This is a genomic window from Psychroserpens luteus, assembly GCF_015319355.1.
GTDB lineage: Bacteria > Bacteroidota > Bacteroidia > Flavobacteriales > Flavobacteriaceae > Psychroserpens > Psychroserpens luteus.
The window spans coordinates 312749-339463 of the sequence record NZ_JADILU010000006.1 but is presented as its reverse complement, the minus strand read 5'-3'; the positions used below and the strand labels follow the sequence as shown (position 1 = coordinate 339463).

The 26715-nt window shown below is 32.0% G+C and carries 26 protein-coding genes; 11 read left to right on the top strand and 15 right to left on the bottom strand.

What is annotated here, in order from left to right; all coding sequences use genetic code 11:
• Positions 1-7: 7 nt before the first annotated feature.
• The 15 genes from IM744_RS15570 to IM744_RS15500 all read right to left on the bottom strand — a co-directional run bounded on the left by IM744_RS15570 (position 8) and on the right by IM744_RS15500 (position 12986).
• Positions 8-1063 carry a DUF2652 domain-containing protein gene (locus tag IM744_RS15570; protein ID WP_194509075.1) on the bottom strand — a complete coding sequence of 352 codons (1056 nt, stop codon included), beginning with the start codon at positions 1061-1063 and terminating at the stop codon, positions 8-10.
• The gene (locus IM744_RS15565) at positions 1060-1875 is read right to left on the bottom strand and encodes an SdiA-regulated domain-containing protein (protein WP_194509074.1); all 816 of its coding nucleotides are present in this window, start codon (positions 1873-1875) and stop codon (positions 1060-1062) included. Before IM744_RS15565 ends, IM744_RS15570 begins: the two co-directional genes overlap by 4 nt.
• The gene (ppk1, locus tag IM744_RS15560; RefSeq protein WP_194509073.1) at positions 1869-3884 is read right to left on the bottom strand and encodes a polyphosphate kinase 1; all 2016 of its coding nucleotides are present in this window, start codon (positions 3882-3884) and stop codon (positions 1869-1871) included. The genes IM744_RS15565 and ppk1 overlap by 7 nt, the downstream gene beginning before the upstream one ends.
• A gap of 144 nt (positions 3885-4028) precedes the next feature.
• On the bottom strand, positions 4029-5543 hold the full coding sequence (locus IM744_RS15555) for an FMN-binding glutamate synthase family protein (RefSeq protein WP_194509072.1): 1515 nt from the start codon (positions 5541-5543) through the stop codon (positions 4029-4031).
• Positions 5544-5582: 39 nt separating this feature from the next.
• Entirely contained in the window at positions 5583-6269 is a 687-nt protein-coding gene (locus IM744_RS15550) for a hypothetical protein (protein ID WP_194509071.1), read from the bottom strand.
• Between the two features lie 2 nt (positions 6270-6271).
• Positions 6272-7318 (bottom strand): ATP-grasp domain-containing protein, encoded by a 1047-nt coding sequence (locus IM744_RS15545; RefSeq protein ID WP_194509070.1) that lies wholly within the window; start codon positions 7316-7318, stop codon positions 6272-6274.
• Positions 7315-7998, bottom strand: a complete 684-nt coding sequence (locus tag IM744_RS15540) for an NRDE family protein (RefSeq protein WP_194509069.1) — start codon at positions 7996-7998, stop codon at positions 7315-7317. Before IM744_RS15540 ends, IM744_RS15545 begins: the two co-directional genes overlap by 4 nt.
• Before the next feature lie 5 nt (positions 7999-8003).
• Complete coding sequence (locus IM744_RS15535; protein ID WP_194509068.1) at positions 8004-8507, bottom strand: DinB family protein; 504 nt, start codon at positions 8505-8507, stop codon at positions 8004-8006.
• Positions 8508-8575: 68 nt separating this feature from the next.
• Positions 8576-9127 (bottom strand): carboxymuconolactone decarboxylase family protein, encoded by a 552-nt coding sequence (locus tag IM744_RS15530; RefSeq protein WP_194509067.1) that lies wholly within the window; start codon positions 9125-9127, stop codon positions 8576-8578.
• A gap of 72 nt (positions 9128-9199) precedes the next feature.
• Entirely contained in the window at positions 9200-9745 is a 546-nt protein-coding gene (locus IM744_RS15525; protein ID WP_194509066.1) for a YceI family protein, read from the bottom strand.
• Positions 9746-9779: 34 nt separating this feature from the next.
• Positions 9780-10247 (bottom strand): OB-fold protein, encoded by a 468-nt coding sequence (locus IM744_RS15520; RefSeq protein ID WP_194509065.1) that lies wholly within the window; start codon positions 10245-10247, stop codon positions 9780-9782.
• Between the two features lie 225 nt (positions 10248-10472).
• Positions 10473-10745, bottom strand: a complete 273-nt coding sequence (locus tag IM744_RS15515; protein WP_194509064.1) for a hypothetical protein — start codon at positions 10743-10745, stop codon at positions 10473-10475.
• Positions 10746-10769: 24 nt separating this feature from the next.
• A complete protein-coding gene (locus tag IM744_RS15510) occupies positions 10770-11354 on the bottom strand; it encodes a sigma-70 family RNA polymerase sigma factor (protein WP_194509063.1) in 585 nt (194 codons plus the stop codon).
• Positions 11355-11383: 29 nt separating this feature from the next.
• Positions 11384-12142: a DUF547 domain-containing protein gene (locus IM744_RS15505; RefSeq protein WP_194509062.1), complete on the bottom strand. Its 759-nt coding sequence runs from the start codon at positions 12140-12142 to the stop codon at positions 11384-11386.
• Between the two features lie 79 nt (positions 12143-12221).
• Positions 12222-12986 (bottom strand): hypothetical protein, encoded by a 765-nt coding sequence (locus IM744_RS15500; RefSeq protein ID WP_194509061.1) that lies wholly within the window; start codon positions 12984-12986, stop codon positions 12222-12224.
• Positions 12987-13356: 370 nt separating this feature from the next.
• On the opposite strand from IM744_RS15500, the gene IM744_RS15495 reads away from it, so the two are divergent.
• The 11 genes from IM744_RS15495 to IM744_RS15445 all read left to right on the top strand — a co-directional run bounded on the left by IM744_RS15495 (position 13357) and on the right by IM744_RS15445 (position 26694).
• A complete protein-coding gene (locus tag IM744_RS15495; RefSeq protein ID WP_194509060.1) occupies positions 13357-14070 on the top strand; it encodes a Crp/Fnr family transcriptional regulator in 714 nt (237 codons plus the stop codon).
• Positions 14067-14726 carry a DUF6796 family protein gene (locus IM744_RS15490; RefSeq protein WP_194509059.1) on the top strand — a complete coding sequence of 220 codons (660 nt, stop codon included), beginning with the start codon at positions 14067-14069 and terminating at the stop codon, positions 14724-14726. Before IM744_RS15495 ends, IM744_RS15490 begins: the two co-directional genes overlap by 4 nt.
• The gene (locus IM744_RS15485; RefSeq protein WP_194509058.1) at positions 14726-16411 is read left to right on the top strand and encodes a CRTAC1 family protein; all 1686 of its coding nucleotides are present in this window, start codon (positions 14726-14728) and stop codon (positions 16409-16411) included. Before IM744_RS15490 ends, IM744_RS15485 begins: the two co-directional genes overlap by 1 nt.
• Positions 16412-16417: 6 nt before the next feature.
• Positions 16418-16807, top strand: a complete 390-nt coding sequence (locus IM744_RS15480) for a hypothetical protein (protein WP_194509057.1) — start codon at positions 16418-16420, stop codon at positions 16805-16807.
• On the top strand, positions 16804-20370 hold the full coding sequence (locus IM744_RS15475) for a metallophosphoesterase family protein (RefSeq protein ID WP_194509056.1): 3567 nt from the start codon (positions 16804-16806) through the stop codon (positions 20368-20370). The genes IM744_RS15480 and IM744_RS15475 overlap by 4 nt, the downstream gene beginning before the upstream one ends.
• A gap of 38 nt (positions 20371-20408) precedes the next feature.
• Positions 20409-21152 carry a hypothetical protein gene (locus IM744_RS15470; RefSeq protein WP_194509055.1) on the top strand — a complete coding sequence of 248 codons (744 nt, stop codon included), beginning with the start codon at positions 20409-20411 and terminating at the stop codon, positions 21150-21152.
• 2 nt (positions 21153-21154) lie between these two features.
• Positions 21155-22561 carry an FAD-dependent oxidoreductase gene (locus IM744_RS15465; protein ID WP_194509054.1) on the top strand — a complete coding sequence of 469 codons (1407 nt, stop codon included), beginning with the start codon at positions 21155-21157 and terminating at the stop codon, positions 22559-22561.
• Positions 22562-22568: 7 nt separating this feature from the next.
• Entirely contained in the window at positions 22569-23429 is an 861-nt protein-coding gene (locus IM744_RS15460; RefSeq protein WP_194509053.1) for a sulfite exporter TauE/SafE family protein, read from the top strand.
• 99 nt (positions 23430-23528) lie between these two features.
• The gene (locus tag IM744_RS15455; RefSeq protein ID WP_194509052.1) at positions 23529-23912 is read left to right on the top strand and encodes a YHS domain-containing (seleno)protein; all 384 of its coding nucleotides are present in this window, start codon (positions 23529-23531) and stop codon (positions 23910-23912) included.
• 52 nt (positions 23913-23964) lie between these two features.
• Positions 23965-25608: an ArnT family glycosyltransferase gene (locus IM744_RS15450; RefSeq protein ID WP_194509051.1), complete on the top strand. Its 1644-nt coding sequence runs from the start codon at positions 23965-23967 to the stop codon at positions 25606-25608.
• A 78-nt stretch (positions 25609-25686) separates the two neighbouring features.
• Entirely contained in the window at positions 25687-26694 is a 1008-nt protein-coding gene (locus IM744_RS15445) for a S1C family serine protease (protein WP_194509050.1), read from the top strand.
• The last annotated feature ends 21 nt before the right edge of the window (positions 26695-26715 follow it).

The following is a 26715-nucleotide window of genomic DNA, read 5'->3' as shown; positions in this document are numbered from 1 at the left end:
AAGTGAGTTATAGTTGAATTTTATTTTTTGATAGTGCTTCCAATTGCTTTAATTTTTGTTTCCACATTTTGGTTACTTTTTTTGTGATGGTATTTTTCATAAAAGTGCCTACTGTAGAAAAAGTGATATAAATATCTAAAACAATCTTGGTGGTGTCTTGGTCTATTTTATGAAGCTTAATCAAGTATGTAAAGGCATCAGTAAACAGCATTTCTTTAGTTTTTTCGCCATAGGTTAAATGGTCTGAAGAAGGTTCGGTAATGGTTTCAAACTTCATGTTTCCAAAATTTAAAACGCAATTATGTTCTGTGCCAATTCTATTTATTTTATTGGCATCGTATTCAATTCTCTTGACTTCTTTATCCCAAAGATGTCTATATTTTAGTTCACTTATATAGGTGTAAAGATCTTGAATGTTGGCGTTTATTGTTTTTTCTAATGTAAGAATAGGTTTTTCTATTTGTTCCTCTGACTCTGTATTTTCTACTTCAATTTTAGCGTTTATAATTTCTAAATTTTTATAGAAATAATCGAGACTTTTTAAATCGTAGATTTCTGTGTTTTTGTTCCAACCATCATCGATTTCGCTTTTATATAATTCATAAACTGCTATAGTAAACAACATATACTCATTTGAAGATATCTTATTTTTTAACAACCTATGGATTTTTATAACTTCACTACCATAAGGTTTAATAATGTCCTTCACTTTAATGAAATTCAAATCACCATAATGCACTAAAAATTTAAGTTCTAAATTTGTTGTTGTCCTACACGAACCACAATTGCAGATTCGCATGGTGTCATAATTTTGAGTATGTTTATGAAAGGCTTCGTGCATTACATTTATTTGCTGAGTTAGTTTTTCATAACTCGGTATATCTGTAACATACATAAATAATGCATCACCTTCTACTTCCACTAATTTTAAATCTACGGTGTTATTATCTAGTAAAATTTCAAGCAATTCGGAAATAATATGAATACTATGTTCTACTTCAGTATTATTTACAAAATCTGTAAATCCACTAATATCTGGCATAAAATAAAGTGCTTTTTTCATAATAAATATTTGAATTTTAAAACAGTTGCATTCCTGCCTTTGGCTTCATTGGAAATATACATATCGCCATTCTCAGAAAAGCATAAACCTTCCGGTTGTCTAAAATGGGTATAATTTATATTATAGAGGTGTATCAAATTTCCTTTATTATCAAACTCTGCAAGCATTTTTCCTATTGAAGAAAGTATAAAATAATTTTTAGTAAGAGGATGAATGGCAATGGCGCTTGGTGAAAAATCATTTTTAACGTGATAGTGCTTTTTGATGCTTTTTGGGTTAATTTCAAAAATAGGTTTTGGATTCAACACTTTGTTTTCAATAGAAAAAGTATATATTTTCTTCACTTTATTTCCCTTAGTTGCTAATAATAACTGATTATTTTCTTTGTCATAGCAGAGACCTTCCACATTATCTTTTGCTGTTAAAAAAGTTTTATGAATAGTTGTTTTTGGGCTTTCTAAATAGTTTTTTATTTCATAAAGTGTTCCGTCTGAACGTAATACAAAAGTTGTTTTTCCTACGACAGCAACATCTTCATAGTCACCATTTTCACCAAAAGGAATTGTTTTTTTGATAGATTTATTTTTTAAATCATAAATAAACAGTTCACCTTTTTCATCATTATGATTTATAAGTTGGTGTGCGTCTATAGTATCAATTCCTGATATTTCTCTTAATTCATAAGGCATTTCAAAATATTCTGACGGTGTTTTTAAATCGTAATGTTTACTTATATCAAATAATGCTTGCGAATTGGTATTGCAAGAGAGAGTGACTGTAAGAATTGCGATATAGATAATTTTTTTTAGCATGTAACATGTTCTTTTAACCAATTATAACTATCTAATTGCGCTCGTCTTGGTGCTTTTTTATCTGGAATTAATTCGTTTTTTCCTTCAGAATTTATAGTCCTTCTTTTAGTATTATCATCTAATTGAAATTGTATGATTTGATTGATTTCAGATTTTAATTTTTCATCTTCAATAGGAAATCCTACTTCAATTCTTCTATTTAAATTTCTACCCATCATATCTGCAGAAGACAAAAATAGCTTCTCGTTTCCCGCATTATTGAATTTGTAAATTCTTGCGTGTTCTAAATACATGTCTACAATTCTGTACGCTTTTATATTTTCGCTTATGCCAATTATACCAGGTAACAACTTGCAAATTCCTCTAACAATTAAGGTGATTTTAACACCAGCTTGACTCGCTTCATAAAGTTTATCAATAATATCTTTCTCATCAATACCATTAACTTTTAGAAAAATTCCTGAAGATTTACCAGCAATATGATTTTCTATTTCGTTATCAATCATACTGATCATCTGCTCCTTCATATTAAAACCAGCTACTAAAAGCGTATTCATTTCACTGTTTTTTTCTTTAGTTCCAAGAAACCTAAACACCTTTTCAATATCTGATGTATAGTTCTTTTTAGCCGTAAAAAAGCCATGGTCTGCATAAATTGCGGCAGTACTTTCATTGAAATTACCAGTGGCCATATAAGCATATTCTTTACTGGTTTTGGCATCAATTTTCATAGTTACCAAAGCTATTTTGGCATGAACCTTTAAATTTGGCATGCTATAAATAATTTTGATTCCAGCTTTTTTCATTTCATGTGCCCAATACAAATTATTATTTTCATCAAAGCGTGCTTTTACTTCTACAAAAACAGTTACTTTTTTTCCGTTTTTAGCAGCACTTATCAAGGCATTTGCAATTAAGGATTGCGTAGAAATTCTATATAATGTCACCTTAATTTTAGTTACTCGACTATCTATTGCGGCTTGGTTAAAAAATTGTAGTACATAATGATACGAATGATATGGAAAATGTAAGAGTTGGTTTTTTGAATCAATGACATCAAAAACTGAATTTGAATTTTCAAAAGCTGGATGCTCAAGAGCTGGATAATTTGGACCTTGAAGTTTTGGTTTTAATGGATTTGGGAATTTGAACAAATCAAATAAATTATGATGGGTTCCGCCAGAAACCATTTCCCGTTTTTTAAGTTGAAACGTATTTTTACATAATACAATATCTTCAACAGGCATTGTGGTATCATATAAAAAGCGAGTAGGCAGGCCTGTTTTTCGTTCTTTGATTTTATGCTTAATCTTAGTTATTAAATTACCAGAATCTTCATCTTCAATTTCATAATCTTCATCACGATTCATCTTAATGGCAAAACAAGACACAATGGTGTAATTTGCAAAAATAAAGTGCGAGCATGACTTTATAATTTCATCCAAAGAAATAATATAATTTGTGTGATCTTTTTTTGAAAGTAGTTTAAAGCGGTCTAATTTATCTGATGGAATATTGATATACGCATATTCAAACCGATTTTCGGGGTTTTTTAGTTTAACCAAAAAGTACAACCTTCTGTTGTCTAAAAAATAAATAGTATCGGTTTCATTTTTAATAAAAACAATTTGAATAAACGATAATACCTCGCTTTTAAAATAGCGTCCAATTTCTTTTAAATGACAGGTGTCAATGGGCTGTCCTTGATAAACAATGATATTGTTTTGTAGTAATTCAGGAATAATTTGAGTTCTCCAAATGTCACCAAATTGCTCTTGTTGTAGATTAATTTCGTGTAAGATTGTGTTAAACAGCTTGCTTTTTCTAGTGCTTTTATCACTTGCTAAATGATTTACTTTTACCCTAAAAAATTCATCTAAATTTGAAGAAAAAATAGCCAAAAACTTAATGCGTTCGTATAGCGGATTTGTAACATCGGCAGCTTCATCAATAATACATTGATTGAAATATAACCAAGACAATTCTGATGAAATTACGGTTGTTTTCATTAGTGTTTTTTATTAAATAAAATTGAAATAATAATAAACCCGATTCCTGTAAGCGCTGGTGCTACCATTTTCCAAAAAATTCCAATGATGAGCATAGCTATAGCTATGATTACAAGTATGATTAATAATATATTTTTCATTGTTTTAATATTGAAGTTCTGGATATAATTCTTCGTAAGTCACCATTTTATTTGGCCCTTTACGATGTAAAATGTGTTTTCGTTGAATCTCATCACCATTACGCAATCCTGCAGCAGCAATCATTTCAGAATAGCTATCTACCGTTCTTTTATGAAAACTAGCTACTCGAACATATTTATCATTAACGTCTAGACCTTTCATTAAACTTTTATCTTGAGTTGCTACACCAACTGGACAGGTATTAGTGTTACATTGCAATGCCTGAATACAACCAATTGCCATCATCATAGCACGAGCACTATTAACTGTGTCTGCACCTAATGCAATTAATCGAATGATGTGAAAAGCTGAAAAAACGCGTCCAGAAGCAATGATTCTGATTTGGTCTTTAAACTTATATTGTATTAGACTATCTACTACAAATGACAAACCTTCACGTAGTGGTAACCCAATAGAATTAGAAAATTCAACAGGTGCTGCTCCTGTTCCGCCTTCTCCTCCATCAACGGTTATAAAATCGGGAAGAATTTGAGTTTTTTTCATAGCTTCACAAACTTCAATAAACTCGTCTTTACTACCTACACAAAGCTTAAACCCAACAGGTTTCCCTCCTGAAAGTTCTCGCAATTGCTGCACAAAATGCAATAAACCTTCAGCATTATTAAAAGCCTTGTGATACGTTGGTGAAAGTATCTCTGTATGTGGTTCTACATCTCTAATTTTCGCTATTTCTTCCGTATTTTTTGATGCTGGTAAAATACCTCCATGACCTGGTTTCGCTCCTTGTGAAAGCTTGATTTCAATCATTTTCACATTGTCTATTAAAGACTTTTTCTCAAAGGTATCTTTACAGAAATCTCCATCTTTCGTTCTGCAACCAAAATACCCAGTTCCTATTTGCCAAATTAAATCGCCACCACCTTCTAAATGGTATGGACTTAATCCACCTTCACCTGTATTATGTGCAAAACCTCCTAATTTGGCGCCTTTACTTAATGCTAAAACTGCATTCTTGCTTAACGAGCCAAAACTCATAGCAGAAATATTTAAGATACTCGCATTATAAGGTTGTTTACAGTCTTTTCCTCCAAATAGAATTCTTGGATTCTGTTCTACTTCATCATGATGCTTTGGATACATGGAATGCGCCATACATTCATACCCAACGTGATAAACATCTGATTTAGTCCCAAAAGGTGTGGTATCATTTTCATTTTTGGCACGAGAATAAATTAACGACCGAAACATGCGATTTATAGGTGTGCCTTCAGTATCGGTTTCTACAAAATATTGTTGAATTTCAGGTCGGAAAGATTCTAAAAGATATCTCAAACGCCCTATAACTGGAAAGTTGTTTTTTATCGCATGTTTTTTTTGAGTAATATCATAGATACCAATAATTAGTAGTGGCGCAAAGACAATCAAACTCCATAAGATGGATTTCCAAAATAGTGAAACTACCCCAATGGTTAGTAAAATAAATGTTGCTAATGCGATAAAGATTTCTCTTGGCTTCATGTTTTTCTGTGTTTTTTAGATATTATTATTTTTTGTAAATCAAAGCCTTGTTGTATTAGCTTCTTTTACTTTTTTATTTTGATGTATAAACAGTTTGGCTATTTGAATAGCTGCTAATATGAAAAATAATACAGCGAAGACCGAATTGAGATAATGAGTCATTTCAATGTTGTTTTCAGCCAAAATATATTGTCCGATGTATGCGATAAACAACATACCAACTCCTGTACCTATCAAGGCTCCAATAATAAATATGTAATTAGCTTTTTTAGTTGTTTTAAGTTTATTAGTTCGGAAAACATACATGTAAATTCCCGACCAATAAGGCCATTGAATTGCATTTAAACCACATAGAAGCACTCCAAGAATCAGTGGGTATTTCGCAAATTGTAATTGTGATAAACTAAAACTTTCATCATTACTAATATTACTAATAAAATATAATGCAATACTTGCAAAAAATAGGATTGTAAAAACATCTATGAAAATTAATAGCTTTTTTTGTTTTACCAACCACTTTGCACCATAACTGGTTATTCTAAGAACAAAAAACTCAACAATGATAATACCTATAATAAAGGATATGTTAGCCAATTTACCTTGCTCCATCAAAATTTCTAAACCAATTACATTGAGATATCCTAAAGGCAAAGACCCAATGAGACTAATTATAAATCCGAGTAAAAAGGGTTTGTTATTTAAACGGTATGTAGCTATCCATTTCATAGTTATGAGATAGATTTTAAATAATTAGTTAACCGTTTGTTATCTATAATTAATTGTCTAGATTCTTGTAAATTGAGATAAGAGTATCCTTTTTGATGATTATGGGTGCTAATTTTATATAAAATATTGTAGTGTTTTATAATTTCTTTCCAAGCAAAAAAGATGGAATGTTTGGGATCATAAATATGAGTTGGCTCACTTCCTGCACCATTAAGTTCAATAATAGAAAAGTTTTTACCTTGTTCTAGATCTTCCCAAGAATTAAACATAATATCTAATCTTCCAAAATGGAAATCTGGAACTTGTAAACAAATGTTATTGATGGTTTGCAATAGGTTATCATTAATTTTATGGCTCACATCTGTAAATTTGCTTCCTCTCACATGATTACCGTATGGCATCAAATTAAGTTTTGCTCTTTTAGGTAAAACAGCGTTTAACTTATCCCCATATTTTTTCTTTAGGGTTGCTAATTGCAAAGCAAATCTTGAATTTTGTTCTACAAGTTCTTGTACTGTATTTATGCCATTACCTTCAACAATTAAAAAGTCCTTGTTCACTATTCCAGAGATAACTCCCTGACGTTCGTTAGGCATTCTATAATAGAATACTCCTATTTCTAATGGATATTTGATACATTTCTGTACTAAAAAATCATAATTCGTTTTTTGTAAATATGCATTTAATGATTTCCAAGAATTAATCTTTTCTACTCTCAGTCCTTGTAAACCTATATCTGGTTTAATTATAAAAGGGAAATTAATAGAAGTGTTTTCTAAAGCATTTTTTATATTATCCACTGTTTCATGAGCTTTAAAAAACAAGGTGTCTGGATAATATTGAGTCGGTATTAAATCATAAATTTCTTTTTTACTCTCTAGTGCAAAACCACCATTTATTATTTTAGGATTACTCGCATTAAAAAAACCTAATGAGCGTGCTTTGATGCTCAAAAAAATCCAATAGAAAAATATGGGAAAATAAATCACATTTGTATTCCAATGTTCCCAATTTAGGATTCTATGAATGGTGTTTTTTAGTGTTCTCAAAACCTTATGTTTTTAGTAAATTTATTTTTAACTCTATCGAGATAGGTCATTTCAACTTTATTGTTTTTTACTACTAATTGCGTTATGCTAACAGTTTGGGTTTTATCTTTGCGATTAATTACTAAACCATATTCAGTATTTTCAGAATGCGTATTACTATGAAATGATAATATATTATCAATGGTTAACCTTGATTTTGAAGTGCAAAAATCTTGAAACCATTCTTGACGTATTCTTTGTTGATCTGAATTATATAAAGTTGCCGAAGACCAAAAATGCGGCTTGTTAATTTGTTTTGGAATGATATGTTTTTCAACACCATCCCATTTCACTTCTGTTAATTGTTTGTTATGAAAAATAATTAACGTGAAGGGTTCCACTTGTTTTAAATTCATTTCAGTAAAAAAAAACTTTGGATCTTCCGCTGTTATTATCTCTTTTAAAATAACGCCTCTACTTTTAAGGTAATCCTCTTTTTTTTGATGATTTATAAAAGCGCCATTCAGTAGCACTATACATGTGCCGTTTTCTCTTGTTACAATCCAAGTACCACCAGCTTTTTCATCTTTAGGGTAAAGTAGCTTTACCTTATTTTCAATATATATTTTTGGTTCAATAGTAGGGCGATACTTTTTTTCATCTCTGTTAGATGTGAAAAGAAAACCATCTTCTACTGGCACGAAACTTACTGAGCACATTGCTTTCTATGTCTTATTGTTGCAGGTGCTAACCCAAACGTATCATCTATAAAATTCAAACATTTAACTTCTAGTAAACCTACTTTAATCAATGCTTGATGATGAATACTATGCTCTAGACAATAGGCCAATTCTCTTAAGAAAGACGTTTCAATTTTAATTTTCTTTCCTTCTTCAGCGCAAAAATTACCCTCTAAAATCATATGTATATCACTAAGGTCTTCATTTAGTTTTGAACATATTTCATCAATCACCTGAATAGCAATATTCGTATCGGTTTCAATTAATAAATTTCGTTCTCGGTTATCATAGTTTATAAGTTTAAATTCAAAACCATTAAAAACACTTTGATAGAATTCGAGAATATGTCTTACATGTTGTCCTATTGTTGCCCCAAATAGGGTTGTAGATTGAAATGTATATTGCTCATTAGTTAATTGAAGCAATACCTTTTTTATCTCGTTTAAATTCTCTTTACAATAGATTTGCATTTGTGCTTTATTTAAAAAAATAGACGTCTTATATGGTTTCCTGACACAGAATTTGGATATATACAAGCTTATTTTTTCCAGCTTCTCCCTGCAAAAGCAATATCTACTACTGGATTCGTAAGATGATTTGAGTAGTTGCTTAATGTTTTAACCGCAATTCCGGCTATAATACCAAGTACATGAACTTCTGTATATCCAACTTCTAAAAATTCATCTATTTGATCCTGTGAAACATTCCCGCGATTTGCTGTAAGCGAGCGTGTAAGCTTTGATAAGGCTGCTAATTTAGTGTCTGGAATTTGTTTATTATCACGTATAGCATTTGTGACTGCAGTAGGGACTTTGCTCATCATATCACCCACAAAACTGTGTGCTGCCATACAATATTCACAATTATTCTCGTAGGCTACGGAAAGAAAAACCACTTCTTGCTCAACAGAATTAAAGCCTGAATTGGCTCTAAAGGAATTATAAGCATATGTGTAAGCATCTAGCAAGGCAGGGTTATTCCCCATTTTATTATACATGTTAGGTACAAAACCTAGTGCTTTTTGTGTTTTATCTAAAATGTCTTGAGAAATTGGTGACGTTGCATAATTTCCTAATTTTAAGTGTGCCATAATTATTGGTGTTTATAAAAACAATCTTGATTATTAAATCAAGATTGTTTTTTATCTGATCTATTTTTTGAATTAATAATGTGCTTCTACCGTCACTTCTACTGTTTTAGCAATATTTGTAGATGGTTTACCTTTTTCAAAGGCAACTTCATAGTCTGCCAACGTAATATTAAATTTAGAATTAAGGCTAATTTTACCATCTTTTACTACAACTGTTGCTTTTTCAGTAACAGGTTTGGTAACACCATTTATGGTTAAATTACCTTTTACATCTGCCTCGTAAGATCCATCTTTAGAGAAATTAACTGCTTCAAGATTCGCGATTTTACCAGTTAATTTTGCTTTTGGATTTGCTTTGGTATCTAAAAATTTCGCACTGTTAAAATGTTTTTGCATTAATGCTTTTTCAAATTCAAAACTCTGCATTGGTACAGAAAAAACAATATCTCCAGATGCAGGATCAATTGTCCCAACAGAAGCATAGTTATTTGCTTCAATGTCTTCTACAGATGTTGAAGAAAAGAATTTAAAGTGTGTTTTTGTGCTCACTTGTTTTTGAGCAGAAACTGTTAGTGAAATAGTCACTAGGGCGATCATTGTTAAAATTACTTTTTTCATTTTTCTAAATTTTAATTAATTATTATTTACTTGTTTATTTGGACACGATGTCACATTTATCTATAATCACGTTTTCATACATTTCTAAATCAGAATCGTATGCTGCTCCAGAACGTATGACTCCTTTTATGGTAATCTCATCACCAATTTTTACGTTATTGGTATGTGCATTTGTTTCTTCAGTAAAAGTTGCGCTTACACCAGCCTTATCTGTATCGTTTTTAAGAAGTATTACTTTTTGATTATTAAAATCTTCTGAAATAGTAGCAACGATGCCAGTGATTTCTAATACTTTAGAAACACCTTCCTCATCGAGATATTTTGCGTTTGCAGCATTAGCATCTGTGAGATATTCATTAACAATAGTACTTGCATTAAAACTATAATCTGTTGTGGTTGCTTGCACATCTCTAGCGGGTTGGTTGAACATATATAGTGCTACACTAACTGCAATTAAAACTCCTGTGGTTAGGATAATTAATATTTTCTTCTTTGTTGTCATTTAAAGATTGTTTATAAATTTGGTTTAACTGAATGAATAGACTTTCGCTACATTAGTTCCTGACAATTAAATTGAAAAAAATATTGAAATACCTGTATCTACTTAGTTTTCAAAAGTTTGAGAAGTTTTCTGATTGTAATAAAACAAAAAGCACCACAATTTCTTGCAGTGCTTTAAGCGCTATTAACCAACCAATAATTAATAAACAATCAACCAACTAATAATTCAGGACTTATTTATTTTATCCATAATGTTTTGCTTTCTTTCTTTTGATAAATTCGTATCTATTTTAGGTTTGCTGTGAAATAATTTTGCGACTGCATTATCAATAATTTTAGATTGACGCTCGTAAGCTGCACACGTCTTACACATAGATTTATGAATATATAACTGCACCTTCTCTTTTATAGACAAAGGCGTGAGAAATTTTTTATCAATTAATTCTGCCGTTTTCTTACAAGAATTAATCATTTTATCCATTATTTTTTTTAGTAGCATTTTTTAGTTTTTTTTTAATGCAAATTATACCCATTTTACTTCTAAGCAATTTTTTAAAGCCAATTTAGCTCTATGAACGATCTGCCAATAATTAGACACCGTAATATTCAAATCCTGACAAATCTCAGCTACTTTTTTAGTTGTTAGATATTTTGAGGTTATGGCAAAATTCCATTTTTCAGGTAAACTTTCCATACAATTCTTCAAGACAGTATTAAACTCTGGATTATCTAATAACTCTTCATCTTGATTCCAAATAGGGTTTATGGTCGTGCTCTTCCAATTTTCAGCTTCATCAAAAAAGCCTTCTGTAATCTCATAGGCTCTATCTTCTGATAGACTAATAGTCTTTTTGGTTGTTTTTGCACTCAACCTATAATGATCAATAATTTTGTTATTTAAAATTGAAAACAACCAGGTTTTAGGTTGACTATTACCTTTAAATGAATCTATTTTATTGTAGGCAGCAAGAAAGGTATCCTGTACCAAATCTTCAGCAGTTTCTTTTGAAGATGTTTTATAAAAAGCCCAAGAAAAAAGCGCCTCGCTGTATTCGTTAACCCATTTTTCTACTATTGCTTTTGTATCTTCTTTTTGGATGGTTTCCATAAATATATTTTCTCCAATTTAAGAAAAATTCAACTATTCAAGTTCCAGTTGTACGCTTTAAATTTAATGTTGGCATTTGCATTGATTTTTAAAGTTGAGTATTTGCTTAAAAAATCAATGAGTGTTCCATTCTTCTTAAAATCGTTAGAAAACCAATCAAATATTTTTGAAATTTCAATTTTATCTTTTGTTATCTTGTTTTTGGTTTTATCATTAATGAAGGAAGCTGTTGCATGCTCTAGCTGTTGTTCTAGCTTATCTTCCGTATAGGCTTCATTTAATAAGTTAGGGCAAGAATAGGATGCGCAATTAATGGCAAAATGAATACGAGGTTCGTTCATTTTTCTTAAAATTTTATGTTCAATTCCCCCTAAACTATAGGCTCTGTTTTCTAACATAATAAATTCTTGATCCCAAGGTTTTTTAATATCCTTTATGCTTTTAACAGGATAATTATCTAAAATTAATTTCACAGTAAAAGCGTTATAAGCATTAATCCAATACGCTAAGGTTGCATTTTTTGACCAGCTTTTTTGGGGAAGGTTTTTAGCTAATAAATCTAAATAAGATTGTAATGCTACACTATCTTTTTTAAATCCTAGGTAATCAACTTTTCCCGAGGTTGAAACGTGTTTTTGTAATAAAGCATTCCATTTTTGGTGACTCATTATTGTTGCACGACTAGAAATTTCTGAATTGGAACTATAAGCAAAATCTGAAACTGAATTTGCTTTTTGCACGCAAGACATAAATGGTATAAAAAGTAGTACTAAAATATATTTCCTCATTTTATTGTGGCTTTAATATATTGGACTCGGTTTTAATGAAAACCTGACAACTATTTAGAAAAAAATACGGCTTCAACTTCTATTTATTACTTAAGCTAAACTGAACACCAAAAACAATATTTGCTTGTGCGAATAAAAAGTTTTGACTTGCAGAATCTGCAGTAAATCTTGTTGTTCTAATGTTAGGCATATTTATGTATCCTCCTTTTAATTCACTTTGTATAAAAAACCAATTAAAAAACGTTGTCTTTAGTCCTGTGAGCCCATTCAGCCCATAACCAGATAAATGAAATTCATCATAGCGCTCGTTGTTTAACAAGGTGGTGTTTGTTCTAGGTATTAAAATTCCTAATCCTACTCCAGCCAAACCATCAATAGCAATCGATTTATTTTTATTAATTAGATTGAAATCTTTCCGAATATCAACATTCAAGTAGTTCAAACCATCGGTATGTTCAAATTTTAAAAAATCTTCGGCCAGTATAATAGACTCATTAGTATAACTTCCGTCATAACTTGAAGACGTATTACTAATAGTACCATCTATTAGAACTTGTTGATTCTGGACCACTACATATTTCATATGGTCAATACCTATAGAAAGGCTATAGTTATCTTTAAAATAATAACCAATTCTGAAATTGTATTGAGGTATGGTTGCATTTCCTGGATTTAGATATTTATCAATACTAAATGGTGTCTGACGATCTTTTGCTTTAACATCACTTAAAGTAAAATTATAATCCTTTCCTTTAAAATGAATATCAGAATTATTATACCAACTTCTGTTCCAACCCCAATAAAAATAAAGTTCACCTTTTTCTACCTTTTGAATTACGAACATTTTGAGAAAAACCCATACTACTAATGGATAAGAAAAATAAGACAACGATGGTATGCTTCATAATAAGGTATGTTTGAAGCATGAGTCTTATTTAATCAACTTACTTACAACGCTGTTGTCGTGTGAAGTAACTTCTAGAAAAATAATCTGTTTTTGAAGCTCATGATGAATAATTTTTTGAGCAATCTGAAAAAGCGTTTTCAAAACTTTAAATACAATTTGTCAGTTTTGAGTTTCATAGCGTCTCTTAAATCAGAAGAATATTTAGAAAGTGTCGTATGAAGTAACTTCTATGAAAATTTCACTATTTCTTGATATTCCTTTACAGTACTTTTAACATATACATAATCAACATTTTACACTTTAAGTAATGAATGGATTAACAAAATATTGGTTTCTAGATGGTTTCAACCTTTTTAAAAAATTAGGTATGGTAACTATGATGAGAATGTGCGAAATCCTAGAAATGGAAAACATTGATAAGGGAACTAAAATTTCTCTAGTTAATAGAAATAAAAAGAGCATCTTTTTTTTAAAAAAAGGAACGGTAAAAATTGTAAATACCTCAAACGATACTGTGAAATATATTGTAAAACGCGGAAATATATTTGGAGAACTCTCTTTATATGATGATGAAACTGCAAAAGAGGAAGTAGCCTATGCTTTAGAAAATTGCATCGTTTGCTACATAGAAGCTGATGAAATGGAAAAGCTTATAGAAAAACATAAGTCATTAAAAAACGGTGTTTTAAAAATCTATGGAACACGTATTAAAAAATTAGAACGCAGACTAAACGATTTACTATATAAAGATAGTCCAGAACGAATCAAGGACTTTATTATAGATTATTTGGAAGAATTTGGAGAGAAAGATGAAGCAGGAAACCTGGTTGCAAAAAACCTGTTATCTCATAAAGATATAGCAAACCTAACCAATACATCAAGACAAACAGTAAGCAACGTATTGAGTTTAATGAGAAAAGAAGGATTGATTTTTTATGATGCGCAAACGATTTCAATGCAAGTCATCAATCATTCTCTAAAAATAACAAATGGAAAATCTAACCTTTTAATAAATCCATGAAACTAACCAGAACATTTGGATATTTAGGGCTTGTAGCTTCCCTTCTTGTAGGATTGGGAGAGTATTTTCTACATTATTCACCTCAAATATTAGAGCATGCATCAAACTATGAGTTTTTCAAATTTGTGTCGCAAAAGCATTTGACAATAGGACATTTTCTAGCGGTTATTGGATTACCATTTTATTTTGCAGGTTATATACATATTTACAGAATGTTACGCTCTGGTAATGAAACCTTAGCACGAGTCGTTTTAGCTATTGGCTTCATAGCATTTGCTGTTGGAGGTATTTGGATAGGTTCTCGATCTTCCATTGGAAACATTGTTCATTTAAAGGAATCCATGGATATCATAACCTATCAAAATTTACTAGACCACTATACCAATCATATGGAAATTCTTGTAAAAGCATTGCGAATAGTAATTGCTACACTTTCAGTAGTATTCACTATTACAATTTTAAAAGGAGGTACTTTTTACAAAAAATGGATGGCTTTTTTTAGTCCCATAGTCATTCTTATTCTGTTGGTTCTAATAGGAAAAATAACACCTTCTATTGGCAAACATATGCTTCCAATATTAATGAATGTCACGCACTTTATTCTCTTCTCTTTGTCATTATATCAACTAAACAAACTAACTAAAAATCAACACTAATGTTCAGTAAAAACACAAGAAATTTATTAAGCGTTTTCAAGAAAACTTTTATCGGGTTAGGATTAATAATTGTGGCATTATTAATCTTCGTGCTATGGTTTTTCTGGAACGATGCCAATTCAGAAAAATATGATGTTACAATAGACACTAGTAAGGTTCCTATCTTTTCAAAGGTCGATCTCGATTTTACACATCAATACAATGGTGATAAATCGTTACCTATTGCACCTTCTGCATTAATAGATGTCGATAATGACAATATTGACGAGGTGTTTTTTGGTGGCGGAATGGATCAAGAAGACGCACTATTTGCCTTTAGAGATAATAGGTTTGTCAACATTTCTTCGGAAGTACACTTACCAAAAAAAGGAACCTCAACAACGTCAACTGGTGCCGTTTCTGCCGATTTTGACAACAACGGGTTTACCGACCTATTGGTTGGTAGAGAAGACGGTTTACATCTGTATTATAATACAAACGGAACCTTCGAGGAAACGCTTATTGATACACCAATGAATGAAAAATCTACACCATCTGGATTTACTGTTGGTGATATTAATAAAGATGGTTTTTTAGATATTTTCTTAGGAACCTACATCAAAAAAGAATTGATGGAAGGACAAACCATTTTTGAAGATCCTACCTATGGTTCTACGAGCGAGTTACTCTTAAATAATGGTGATAATACTTTCAAAAGCATTACAAAAGAAGCAGGTTTAGATTATGTACACAACACCTTTCAAGGTAGCTTAATCGATATCGATAACGACTCTTGGTTAGACCTCATAGTTGTGCACGATACTGGTGAAGTTAGAACTTATAAAAATAATGGCGACTTAACATTTACAATGAAAGAAAATCCATTAACTAATAAATTTGCCTATCCAATGGGTTTAGCCATTGGTGACTATAACAATGATGGCTTAGTAGACTTTATGTTTTCTAATACCGGAAGCACCTTACCTAGAGCTTTAGCCAAAGGCGATATTAAAGATGCTTCTCGCTTTAACGAAAAGTGGTTGCTTTTTAGAAATGATGGTGATTTTAAATTTATAGATACTGCCAACGAAACAATGATTGCTGACTACGAGTTTTCTTGGGGTTGCACCTTTGCCGATATGAACAATGATGGACTTCAAGATTTAATGGTGGCAGAGAATTATGTGGATTTAGCGCCTAATAAATTATTTAGGTTAAAAAGCAGATTCTTAGTACAAAAAGAAGATGGAACATTTGCGCCTACTGAAGAGGAAAGCGGTGTTGTAAATCCGCATTTTGCCATCACAGCTTTAGTAAGTGATTTTAATCAAGACGGTTATTTAGATATGATCTGGGTGAATATTGATAGCCCTTCACTAGCTTATATAAATAAAGGCGGAACAAATAATTTTATACAAATAGATTTAGAAGACAATGCCCAAGCACTAGGTGCAAAAGTAACTGTCGAAACAAATTCAAGAAAACTATCAGAATGGTTGGTTACAGGAGAAGGACTGGCAAGTGATCAAACCGCTTTATTGCATTTTGGCCTTGATAAAGACTCTGAAGTAAAATCTGTTTTAGTTGAATATACAAATGGGGAAACAGATTATATAAAGACGCCAAAAATCAATTCAATTGTCAATGTTCAAGCTGAAAGATTGAAACAAGTCGAGCAAGATTCAATTATAAATAATAAGAAGTAGATTAAAATGAAACTAGAAAAAATAATATATAGCATTATTACTATACTGCTCATTATTGGTCTTTATGGATCTGGTGAATTGGTTTGGGATGAAATTCAAACTGGGAATGGGTGCCCAAAGATTTGGCTTATTCCTGTCTGTGCGATTGTGATGGTGTGTTTTCTAATTCCATTAATTGTTCATCTTCTCAAAAAATATAACACCATGTATTTCGTGTATACAGGTCTTGCGTTCCTCATTGCCATAATAGCTTCAGTAATGCAATTCAACGGACTAGGCGAATGCCCAAAACTTGATAACGGAACACCTATGTGCTACTTATCACTACTACTATTTTCAATTTTAATAGCACTAAAAATGCTACTTATTAAAACTTCTAAAAACCACCAATTATGAACCATAAATTAATTCATTCATTACTAGTTTTTTTTGTTGTTTGTGCCGCTTTTGCACAACAAACTAATACACTTCCAGATAAGAAAGTGTCACATTCCTTCTATGCAACCGGAAATTTAGCAATACATCCAGAAAAAGCAAAAAACACGACTGTTCTTGACGCTATTAAAAATGCAATGACAAATGATGAGAATGCAACACTCTTATTATTAGGGAATAATGCATCTGAGCAAGGTTTTTCAAAAGATAACCAGCAAGCCAAACAGCAACTAGACGCTTATGCCGAACTATGGAAGCCATTTTCTAAACGCATTTATTTTATCCCAGGAAGTAAAGACTGGAAATCTGGACTCAAAGGATTGAAAGCGCAAGAAGATTATTTAGAAAAAATATTCCATAATAAAGATGTTTTTCAGCCGGAAAAAGGATGCCCTATTGAAAAGGTCAAAATTAATGACGACGTAGATTTATTAATATTAGATTCTCAATGGGTACTTTCTAATTGGGACAAAACACCAAATATTAATGACAATTGTGATATCAAGAATAAATCTGAATTTTACGTTGAAGTAGAACACGAGATTGTAAAAAGTCAAGGCAAAACAGTCTTAATTGCAGTTTCTCATCCTGTCGCTACGTATGGAAAATATGGAAACCCATATTCATTTGGTATAAATCCTCAAAACTTAAATAATAAGTACTACAAAGAATTTAGCAAAAGGCTGCTTACCATTGCACAACAATCTAAAAACGTGGTGTTTGTTTCGGGCCACGAACAAAATATGCAATTCATTATAGACAAAAATATTCCTGTAGTTATAAGTGGTGCTGGAGGAAGAATTGAAAACGCCAAAAAAATTAGAAAAAGCAAATGTGCTATTAACGAACCTGGTTTTTCAAAAATTGTAGAGTACAAAGATGGCTCTATGTGGGTCGCGTTTTATGGACAATCCAACAACTTTACAACACCTCTTTTTACTTCTGAAATTATTGCACCAGAAGATAATATTGTAATTCCAGATTACAACGAAGAACAAACACCAACTTTTGTAGAAAAATCAATTTATCAGCCAGAAGAATTGAAACGATCGGGTTTTTATAAAATGATTTGGGGACAGCATTTTAGAAAAGATTACGAAACACCAATAAAAGTAAAGTCTGCATTATTAGATACGTTATATGGAGGTCTTTCAGTAATAAGAAAAGGAGGAGGACATCAAACCAATTCGCTTCGTTTAAAAACCAAAGATGGGCGTGAGTTTGCTATGCGATCAGCAAAAAAGAGTGCACTTCGTTTTATTCAGTATTTCATCTTTAAAACGCAGTATTTAGATGCAGATGTAGAGGATACTTATTTTATTCAGTTGTTACAAGATTACTGGACTACTGCTAATCCTTATGGATCATTAACAATTGGTGACCTTGAAGATGCATTAGACATCTATCACGCCAATACAGAACTGTATTATATCCCAAAACAGAAAGCATTAGGCATTCATAATGAAGACTATGGTGACAAAATGTATTTTATTGAAGAGCGTCTTACCGAAGGTCATGGTGAAGTAAAAAGTCTTGGAAGTACCGATAAAATAGAAGGTACTATGGATCTTTTAGAAAAATTAAGACGAAAGGATAAAATAGCAATAAATGAAGGTCTATACATTAGAACACGTTTATTTGATAATATAATTGGTGATTGGGACCGTCACGCAGACCAATGGAAATGGGCAGTGCAAGAACAAGAAAATGGAGAGGACTTATACGAACCCATTCCGCGAGATAGAGATCAAGTCTATTCAGATTTTGATGGATTTGCCTTTGGAGCACTCACAACATTAAGTCCGCCGTTACGATTTATGCAACGCTATGATGCCAGTTATAATTCTACAAAATGGTTTAATGATGCTGGTGATGATGTAGATCTTGCCGTATTAATCAACCATACACAAGAAGACTGGCTAAGAGAAGCGCGTTTTATAAAAGAACATCTAACCGAAGAGGTTATAGACAATGCATTCAAAAATTTCCCAGAAGAGATTGACCAGATAAAAGTAGAACGTACCAAGCAAGCTTTATTAGGTAGATTGGCAAAAGTTGAAGAAAACGCGGTAAGTCTATACGAGTATTTGCGCTCTTGTGTTCTTATTACTGGAACAGATAAAGACGATTATTTTGTGATTACTCGTAAGCCAAACGGAATTACCAATGTAAGTATCTATCGTATAAAAAATGGAGAAAAGAAAGACAAATTTTGGGATGTAGATTATGATAAATCCGTAACCAATGAGCTATGGGTGTATGGTCTTGATGATAAAGATATTTTTGAAGTCAATGGTGAAAGTAATGCTTATATAAAAATTAAAATTATAGGAGGTCAAAATAACGATACCTACCGAATTAACAACAAACGAAACCTAAGAGTCTTTGACCAAAAATCGAAACCAAATACATTTGAGACGCCTGTTTCTAAAACGCTTTCAGATAATTATGATTTAAACACCTATTATTTCAAAAAGAACAGAAGAGATACGCATACCATAGTGCCAATCATAGGAGCAAATCCTGATGATGGTTTAAAAATTGGAGTTCGTGTTAATTACACCAAGAATTCGTTACGTAGAAATCCTTTTACCGCAAAGCATAGCATAAGTGCTGTATATCTTACAGAAACTTCAGGAGCCGAAATTGAATATTCTGGAGAGTTCGCTAATTTATTTGAGGGTATAAACTTAGGGATTGATGCAGGTTATTTAAGTGCTAGTAATACTAGTAACTTTTTTGGATTAGGAAATGAAACCCTAAATTTTGACGACAACTTAGGAACAGATTTTAATAGAGTTCGCCAACAAAGAATTTCGTTTTCACCTTCTTTAATTTACAGGGGTTATCAAGGAAGCACCATAAAATTTGGCCTTGGATATGAAAACGTTGAAGTTGACAAAACAAGTAATCGCTTTATTGAAACAGCTTCTATTAATCCAAAAGCATTTGATGGACAAGATTTCTTTAATGTTGAATCTTCTTATGAGTATAAGAATTTTGATAATGAAGCATTACCTAAATCAGGTATTGGATTCAAGTTTACGGCTGGATATAAAGCAAATTTTGATGAGGATAAAGGCTTTGCCTATGTCATTCCAGAACTTCGATTAACTACTAAAATTGATAGACGTGGTATTCTTGTGTATGCCACAAAATTTAAAGCGCATTTTAATTTAAGTAATGACTTTGAGTTCCATCAAGCCGCTACGCTTGGAGATGGAGAGGGTTTAAGAGGGTATAGACAAGAACGATTTAGTGGTAAAAGTGCCTTTTACCAAAACAGTGACGTGAGAGTCTCTTTAGGAAGAATTCGTAATTCTATTATCCCAATTTCTTGGGGCGCCTATGGTGGCTTTGATTATGGTCGTCTATGGGTAGACAATGACAATTCCAATGCATGGTATACGTCACCTGGTGCTGGTCTCTATTTTAACCTCGCAGGGTTTACAACAGCAAATTTTGCGTATTTCAGCTCAGATGATGGTGGACGACTTAATATCTCTTTGGATTTCGATTTTTAACGAAACTTATATTAAAAAGCAATTTTAAATAATTTACAATGGAAAAACAAATGCATTTAGCAGCGCAATATTTAGCTGCAGCAGGAATAAGTTTTTTAGAAAAAAAAGCAGATGACAGTCATACAAATTTAGGCTTTAGTACAGAAAACGGCTGTTTATATACACATACACTATCAGATAATGGTGATATGTTATGTTTAGATTATGAACGGTTTTCACTAGAATGGAAATCTAATCAAGGAACTACAGCTTTCCGATTAGATGGTGCTAAACATTCCGAAGTTTTAAAATGGTTGAAAGATACTTCTAAAGCATTTTTGAATAAAGAGTATCAGTATAAACTGCACTACAAACTTCCATATACCATTACAAATACATTCACCTTCAAGTTGCTTAATGTTGGCAAATTGATTGAATTAATGCATCAGCGAATTTTGGCTCAATTTGTTATTGAAAAAATAGAAACCATTTATAAGGTAAATAACCCAATAAGAATTTGGCCACATCATTTCGATACAGGAATTTATACTACAATACCCGAATCTGAAATATCAGTGGGATTGGGTCTGGCAATGCCAGATACTGTATCTAAGGATTTTTATTTATATCTCTCAGGATATAAAAACGGTAGTATTATTAATCCTTCTGGATTACCAAAATTATCAACAGGTGAATGGAAATATGATGAATTCAAGGGTGCTATTCTCAACACAAATAACATAGTAGAATCTGAAGGCGTTGCATTTTTTCAGGAAGCTATTGAACAACTAAAAACAAACTAACTATGAATACAATACAATTTTATGGAGCCGATTGGTGCCCAGACTGCCAAAGGGCAAAAGCGTATCTAAAAGAACACCATATAGATTTCAACTTTATAGATGTGGATATTGATAAAAGTGCAACCGCCAAGGTTGAAGAAATAAATAATGGAAAACGCATCATTCCAACCCTAATAATTAATGAAAAATCATATACAAATCCAGACAATGCGGCTCTTGCAAGTGTTTTGGGAATTAATTCTCAAGGGATTATAAAATTATATGGAGCTAATTGGTGTCCAGACTGTCAACGTGCTAAAGCCTATCTCCAAGATAATGGTATCAATTTTCAATTCATCGAAGTAGACAAACACGAATGGGCAGCAAAGTTAGTGGAAGAAACCAATAATGGAAAACGTATTATACCTACCATTTTTATTAATGAAAAGGCATACACCAATCCAGATAATGCCATTTTAAAAGACGTATTAAAGATTGGTGCTGAAGCTGAAAAACACATTTATGACAGTATCATTGTTGGTGCAGGAGCTGCTGGATTAACAGCTTCCATCTACATACAACGTGATAGATTCAACTCATTAATTCTTGAAAAAAAGAATATTGGAGGCAATGCTTTTTTAACTGAAAAAATCGAAAATTATCCAGGGTTCACTAACATTTCAGGTCCAGAATTAATGAAGAAAATGGCTGAACAGGCCAAAACCTATGGTGCCAAAATTGAAACGGGTGTAAGTGTTAATTCAATCCAGAAGAAGAGCAATATTTTTTCTGTAGCTACTAATATGGGCGAATACCAAAGTAAAACAATTGTGTTGGCTCAAGGTTCAACCTACAGAAAATTAGGAATCCCTAATGAGGAAGAATTAATTGGTGCAGGTATTCATTTTTGTGCTACTTGTGATGGTGCATTTTACCGAGATAAAGAAATTATAGTTATAGGAGGCGGAAATAGTGCTTTGGAAGAAGGCATCTTTCTTGCATCATTTTGCAAGAAAGTGACCATTGTTAATTGGGGAGAAACATTCACAGCATCAGAAACCTATATTGAAAAATTGCCTTCGATTAAAAATATTGAAACTCATATGAACAAAGAATCTTTAGCATTTATAAAAGATGAAAGAGGCAATTTTAAAGGCTTAAAAGTCAAGGATAGAATTACTGGAGAACAAGAAGAACTATATGCAGATGGCACATTTATTTTTATTGGTCTCATCCCAAATACAGAAAATGTCAAGGGTTATATAGGATTAAATGAAAGCGGTTTTATCACAACTTCTGGCCTTGGGGAAACTAACATAAAAGGAATTTTTGCTGCTGGAGATTGTCGTGAAGGAGCTATTGCTCAGGTAGCAGCTGCCACTGGAGAAGGTGTGTTAGCGAGTTATGGTGTTAGAAATCATTTTAAATAGATAAATTATGGAACTTACAATGGAGTTTTGGTATTTACTACCCATTTCAATAGCTATTGCAACCATTGCAATGTCTTCAGGAATAGGCGGAGCCGTTTTCTTTTCACCTCTTTTTATGATTGGTTTAGGATTAGAGCCAAAAATAGCGATTGGTGTGGCTTTAATTACGGAATTTTTTGGATTTGCGTCTGGTTTACAAGCCTATTGGAAAGCAAAACTAATTGACTTTAAATTAGGATTTAACCTCTTATTATACTCAATTCCCTTTGCTATTTTAGGCGCTATTTATGGAGATTTAATCGCACCATTAATACTCAAAACAATTTTCGCTATAGGCATCATCTTTATTGGTTATCAATTATATACGTCGTGGAGAGAAGAAGAAAAAGAAAAACTGGAAGCTGCAAATAAAAAAGAATTTAAAACCAATTTTGAAAGTTCACTTACAGATGCTGAAGGGAATGTATATAACTACACCGTTTGTAATAAGAATATGGGTAGAATGTTTGCTGCTGTTGGTGGTGCATTCTTAGGAATGATCTCAGTAGGTCTCGCGGAATTACAAGATTACCATCTTGTAGCAAAATGCAGAGTGCCAGCAAAAGTAGCAGTTGCTACATCAATTTTTGTGGTTGTAGTTACGGTATTGGTTGCTTCAGTAGGTCATATTTATGAATTTGCTACAGAAGGCGGTGATGTTATGAATCAAGTTGTTAACCTCATCATATTTACAATACCAGGCGTAATTATTGGTGGACAAATAGGTCCAAGGTTGCAAAAAATTATTCCAGCAGATAAAATGAAAGTTGCTATTTCAATAATGTTTATAGCAGTTGGAGCATTTATGCTCTATACCTTAATTCAATAAGCTAAAGTAATAATTTTAACATCTTAGATAATGGAATAAAAGAAAGTGGATTTATACAATAAGTTACTCATATATAAACAATTATAAATTAAAAATAAAATGTCACTAAATTTAAAAAACGGCGTTGCTGCACAAGGATTTGATGTGGTATCATTCTTCAATGGAAGCCAAAAAAAAGGAAATGCATCCATCACATTTAACTATGAAGGTGCTGAATTTCAATTTTCATCAGAGTTAAACAAAGTGAAATTTAAAAACTCACCAGAAACGTTTATACCACAATATGGTGGCTTTTGCGCCTTTGCTATGTCGCAAGGAAAAGAAATTATCCCCAACCCTAAAAGTTGGGTGATAAAGGAAGGTAAATTATATTTTTTTACTCGCATGCTTTTTGGAATTATAGATGCAAAAAGACAATGGAATAAAAACTCTGAAGACAAAAAAAATCTTGCAGATTCAGCTTGGGAAAACATGACTAAATAATGAATCCTTACTACTGCAATATTAAATTAATTCTTAAAATGCAATTGCGACAATGAAGAGAGGTTTAGATTACTATTATTTTGCATTCGTTTGCATAGCCTTTGCCCTACTAATTATTGGTCTAGGATCGTACGGCTTTACTGAAACTAGTGAAGCTCGATATGCTGAAATAAGCCGAGAAATGTTTCTTTCTGGAGATTATTTAAATCCTCAATTACTGGGTATTTTCCATTTTCATAAACCGCCAATAACATATTACATCACCACTTTAGGGTATCGTTTTTTCGGTATCAACGAATTTGGAGCGCGATTTTTTTTACAAGTTGCTGTGATTATTCAATTATTGCTAATTTATGGTATTGCTAATTTGCTTTACAAAAACAAGAAGATTGCCTTCTTCTCTGGCCTGATATATTTTTCGATGCCAATGGTTCTTATAGCTAGTCGCAACCTCACTACAGATGTTTATGTAACCACTTTTATTATCGGATCCATCTATTGCTGGCAATATTACACAAGTAGAGGTAAATTACTTTTTCTTTACTTGTTTTATATCCTTATCGGACTTGCCCTATTGACTAAAGGACCCGTTGCTTTACTGTTTATTTTGGTATATGTCATTACGTACAAGGTCATTTTCAAAAGTGGCACAGATATGACTATTCATAATATATTAGGGCTGTTATTATGTCTAGGAATAGGCGTAAGTTGGTATATTTTCGTTATTGCAGAAAACCCAAGTCTTTGGGATTATTTTATAAATAAACAAATTGCATCTAGAATTTCATCAAATTCCTTCAACCGTTCAAAACCTTTTTGGTTCTATATTCCGATTATTATTGGATTATTATTCCCATGGTGGTTAAGCACTATAGTTAAATTCCGTGGTGGAGTCAACTCTATTTTTATGCTACAAAAAGAAACTAAGTTATTGCTAGTTTCAAGTAGTATTCTTTTTATTCTTTTTTCATTATTCAGCACAAAGCTTATTCTATATATCCTGCCTGTCTTTTGGATGGTTGCCATATTTATAGCAGCTCGGTTGAGTGCATTAACATTAAAAAACAAAAAAATAATTGCTTTAAGCTATTTTGTTTTGTTGAATTTATTCTTTTTTACGCTTTTGAGTTTGTGGATTAAGAAACCTGATTTTATTGAGGTATCATCATCAGCAATTATTGCGGCTTTTTTAATAACTGTGAGTGCCTTTATCGTTTATTATTTTATTGAGAATACCGAAATGTACAAACCGGTTATTCTATCATTTCTATTTAGTATAGCCATACTACAAGTCTCAACGTCTGTTATGAAAAACAATAGCCAATCGATAAATTCTACACGTGAGATGATGGATTTTATAAATACTAATGGAAAAGAACATAAAACCATTTTGGTTTACAATTATTTGCTTTCATCCATTCCGCTCTATTCAGATGCGAACGAAATCACTATTAATTCAGGTCATAATACTACAAATCGTGAAGTTCAATTTCAGCATGATGCGCTATGGAGAGAACATCTTTGGGATGTAAAAGATGATACGACTATATCAAAGTTAAGAGAACTTTCACATAATAAGAACACCTATTTATTGGTAAGAAAAAGACATGGTTTAAGTGACGATTTATCTTTTCTTAAAGATGATTTTAACAGTACAAAAGAATATGCTAAATGGGACATCTATTATAACAACTAATAGATTGTAAAACCGAAAAATAAATCAAAAGCATTAGAAATATCAAGTTAATTTATAAATATATAAAAACCCTTTGTTATGAAAACACTATATTTTTTATTACTATTTAGTTGTTATTCTTGCGCCGAAGCTCAAGATATATCTGCTTTATTTGAACAGTTAGACCCTTCTGTTGTTACTATTGAAGTTACAGAATATAAAATTAAAGACCAGCAAGTCACGTCTTCAGGAGGATTAGGCTCTGGTGTAATCATCAGTTCAGATGGTCTTATTATGACAGCCTCTCATGTTGTTGAATTTGCAAATGAAGTTCGTGTTAAGCTCCAAAATGGTACATCCTTTAAAGCCGATGTCCTATCCAGTTCGTCTGCTGCAGACGTGGCACTTTTAAAATTGAGAAGTGTTCCTCCTAATTTACAAGCAGTTAAAATGGGGGAATCCAAAACGTCAAAAATTGGAGAACAAGTTATGATTATTGGTGCTCCTTTAGGTCTTGAGCATAGTTTATCGGTTGGCTATATTAGTAGAAAGATGAGTAAAAACATGCTCACCAATGGCGAGATGGCTGGCTTCATACAAACCGATGCTTCCATTAATCATGGCAACTCGGGTGGTCCAATGCTCAATATGAAAGGCGAGCTTATTGGTATTGTAAGTTTTATTTTATCCCAAAGTGGTGGTTTCGAAGGATTAGGGTTTGCAGTTGATATTGATACCGCAAAAAAAACATTATTTGATGTCAATAGTTTTTGGACGGGATTCGATGGCTTGTTTTTGAGTGAGGGATTGGCAGGAATTCTCAATACACCTCAAAAGTCTGGCGTTTTAGTACAGCGTATCACACCTAATTCATTTGCAGATAATATAGGTCTTAAACCAGGTCTTGTTCAAGGTGAAATATTTGGACAAAAGCTATGGCTTGGTGGAGATATCATTTTAAGTATTCAAGGATTAAGTTGTAATGCGCCGCACGATTTAGGGAACATAAAAAAACAAATTGAAAACCTTAAAGAAGGTGATCAAGTATTGATTGAAATTTTAAGAAAAGGCGAAGTATTGGTTCTTGAAGCAAGTTTTTCTAATTAAAAAAAAGAGAATTTAAATTAC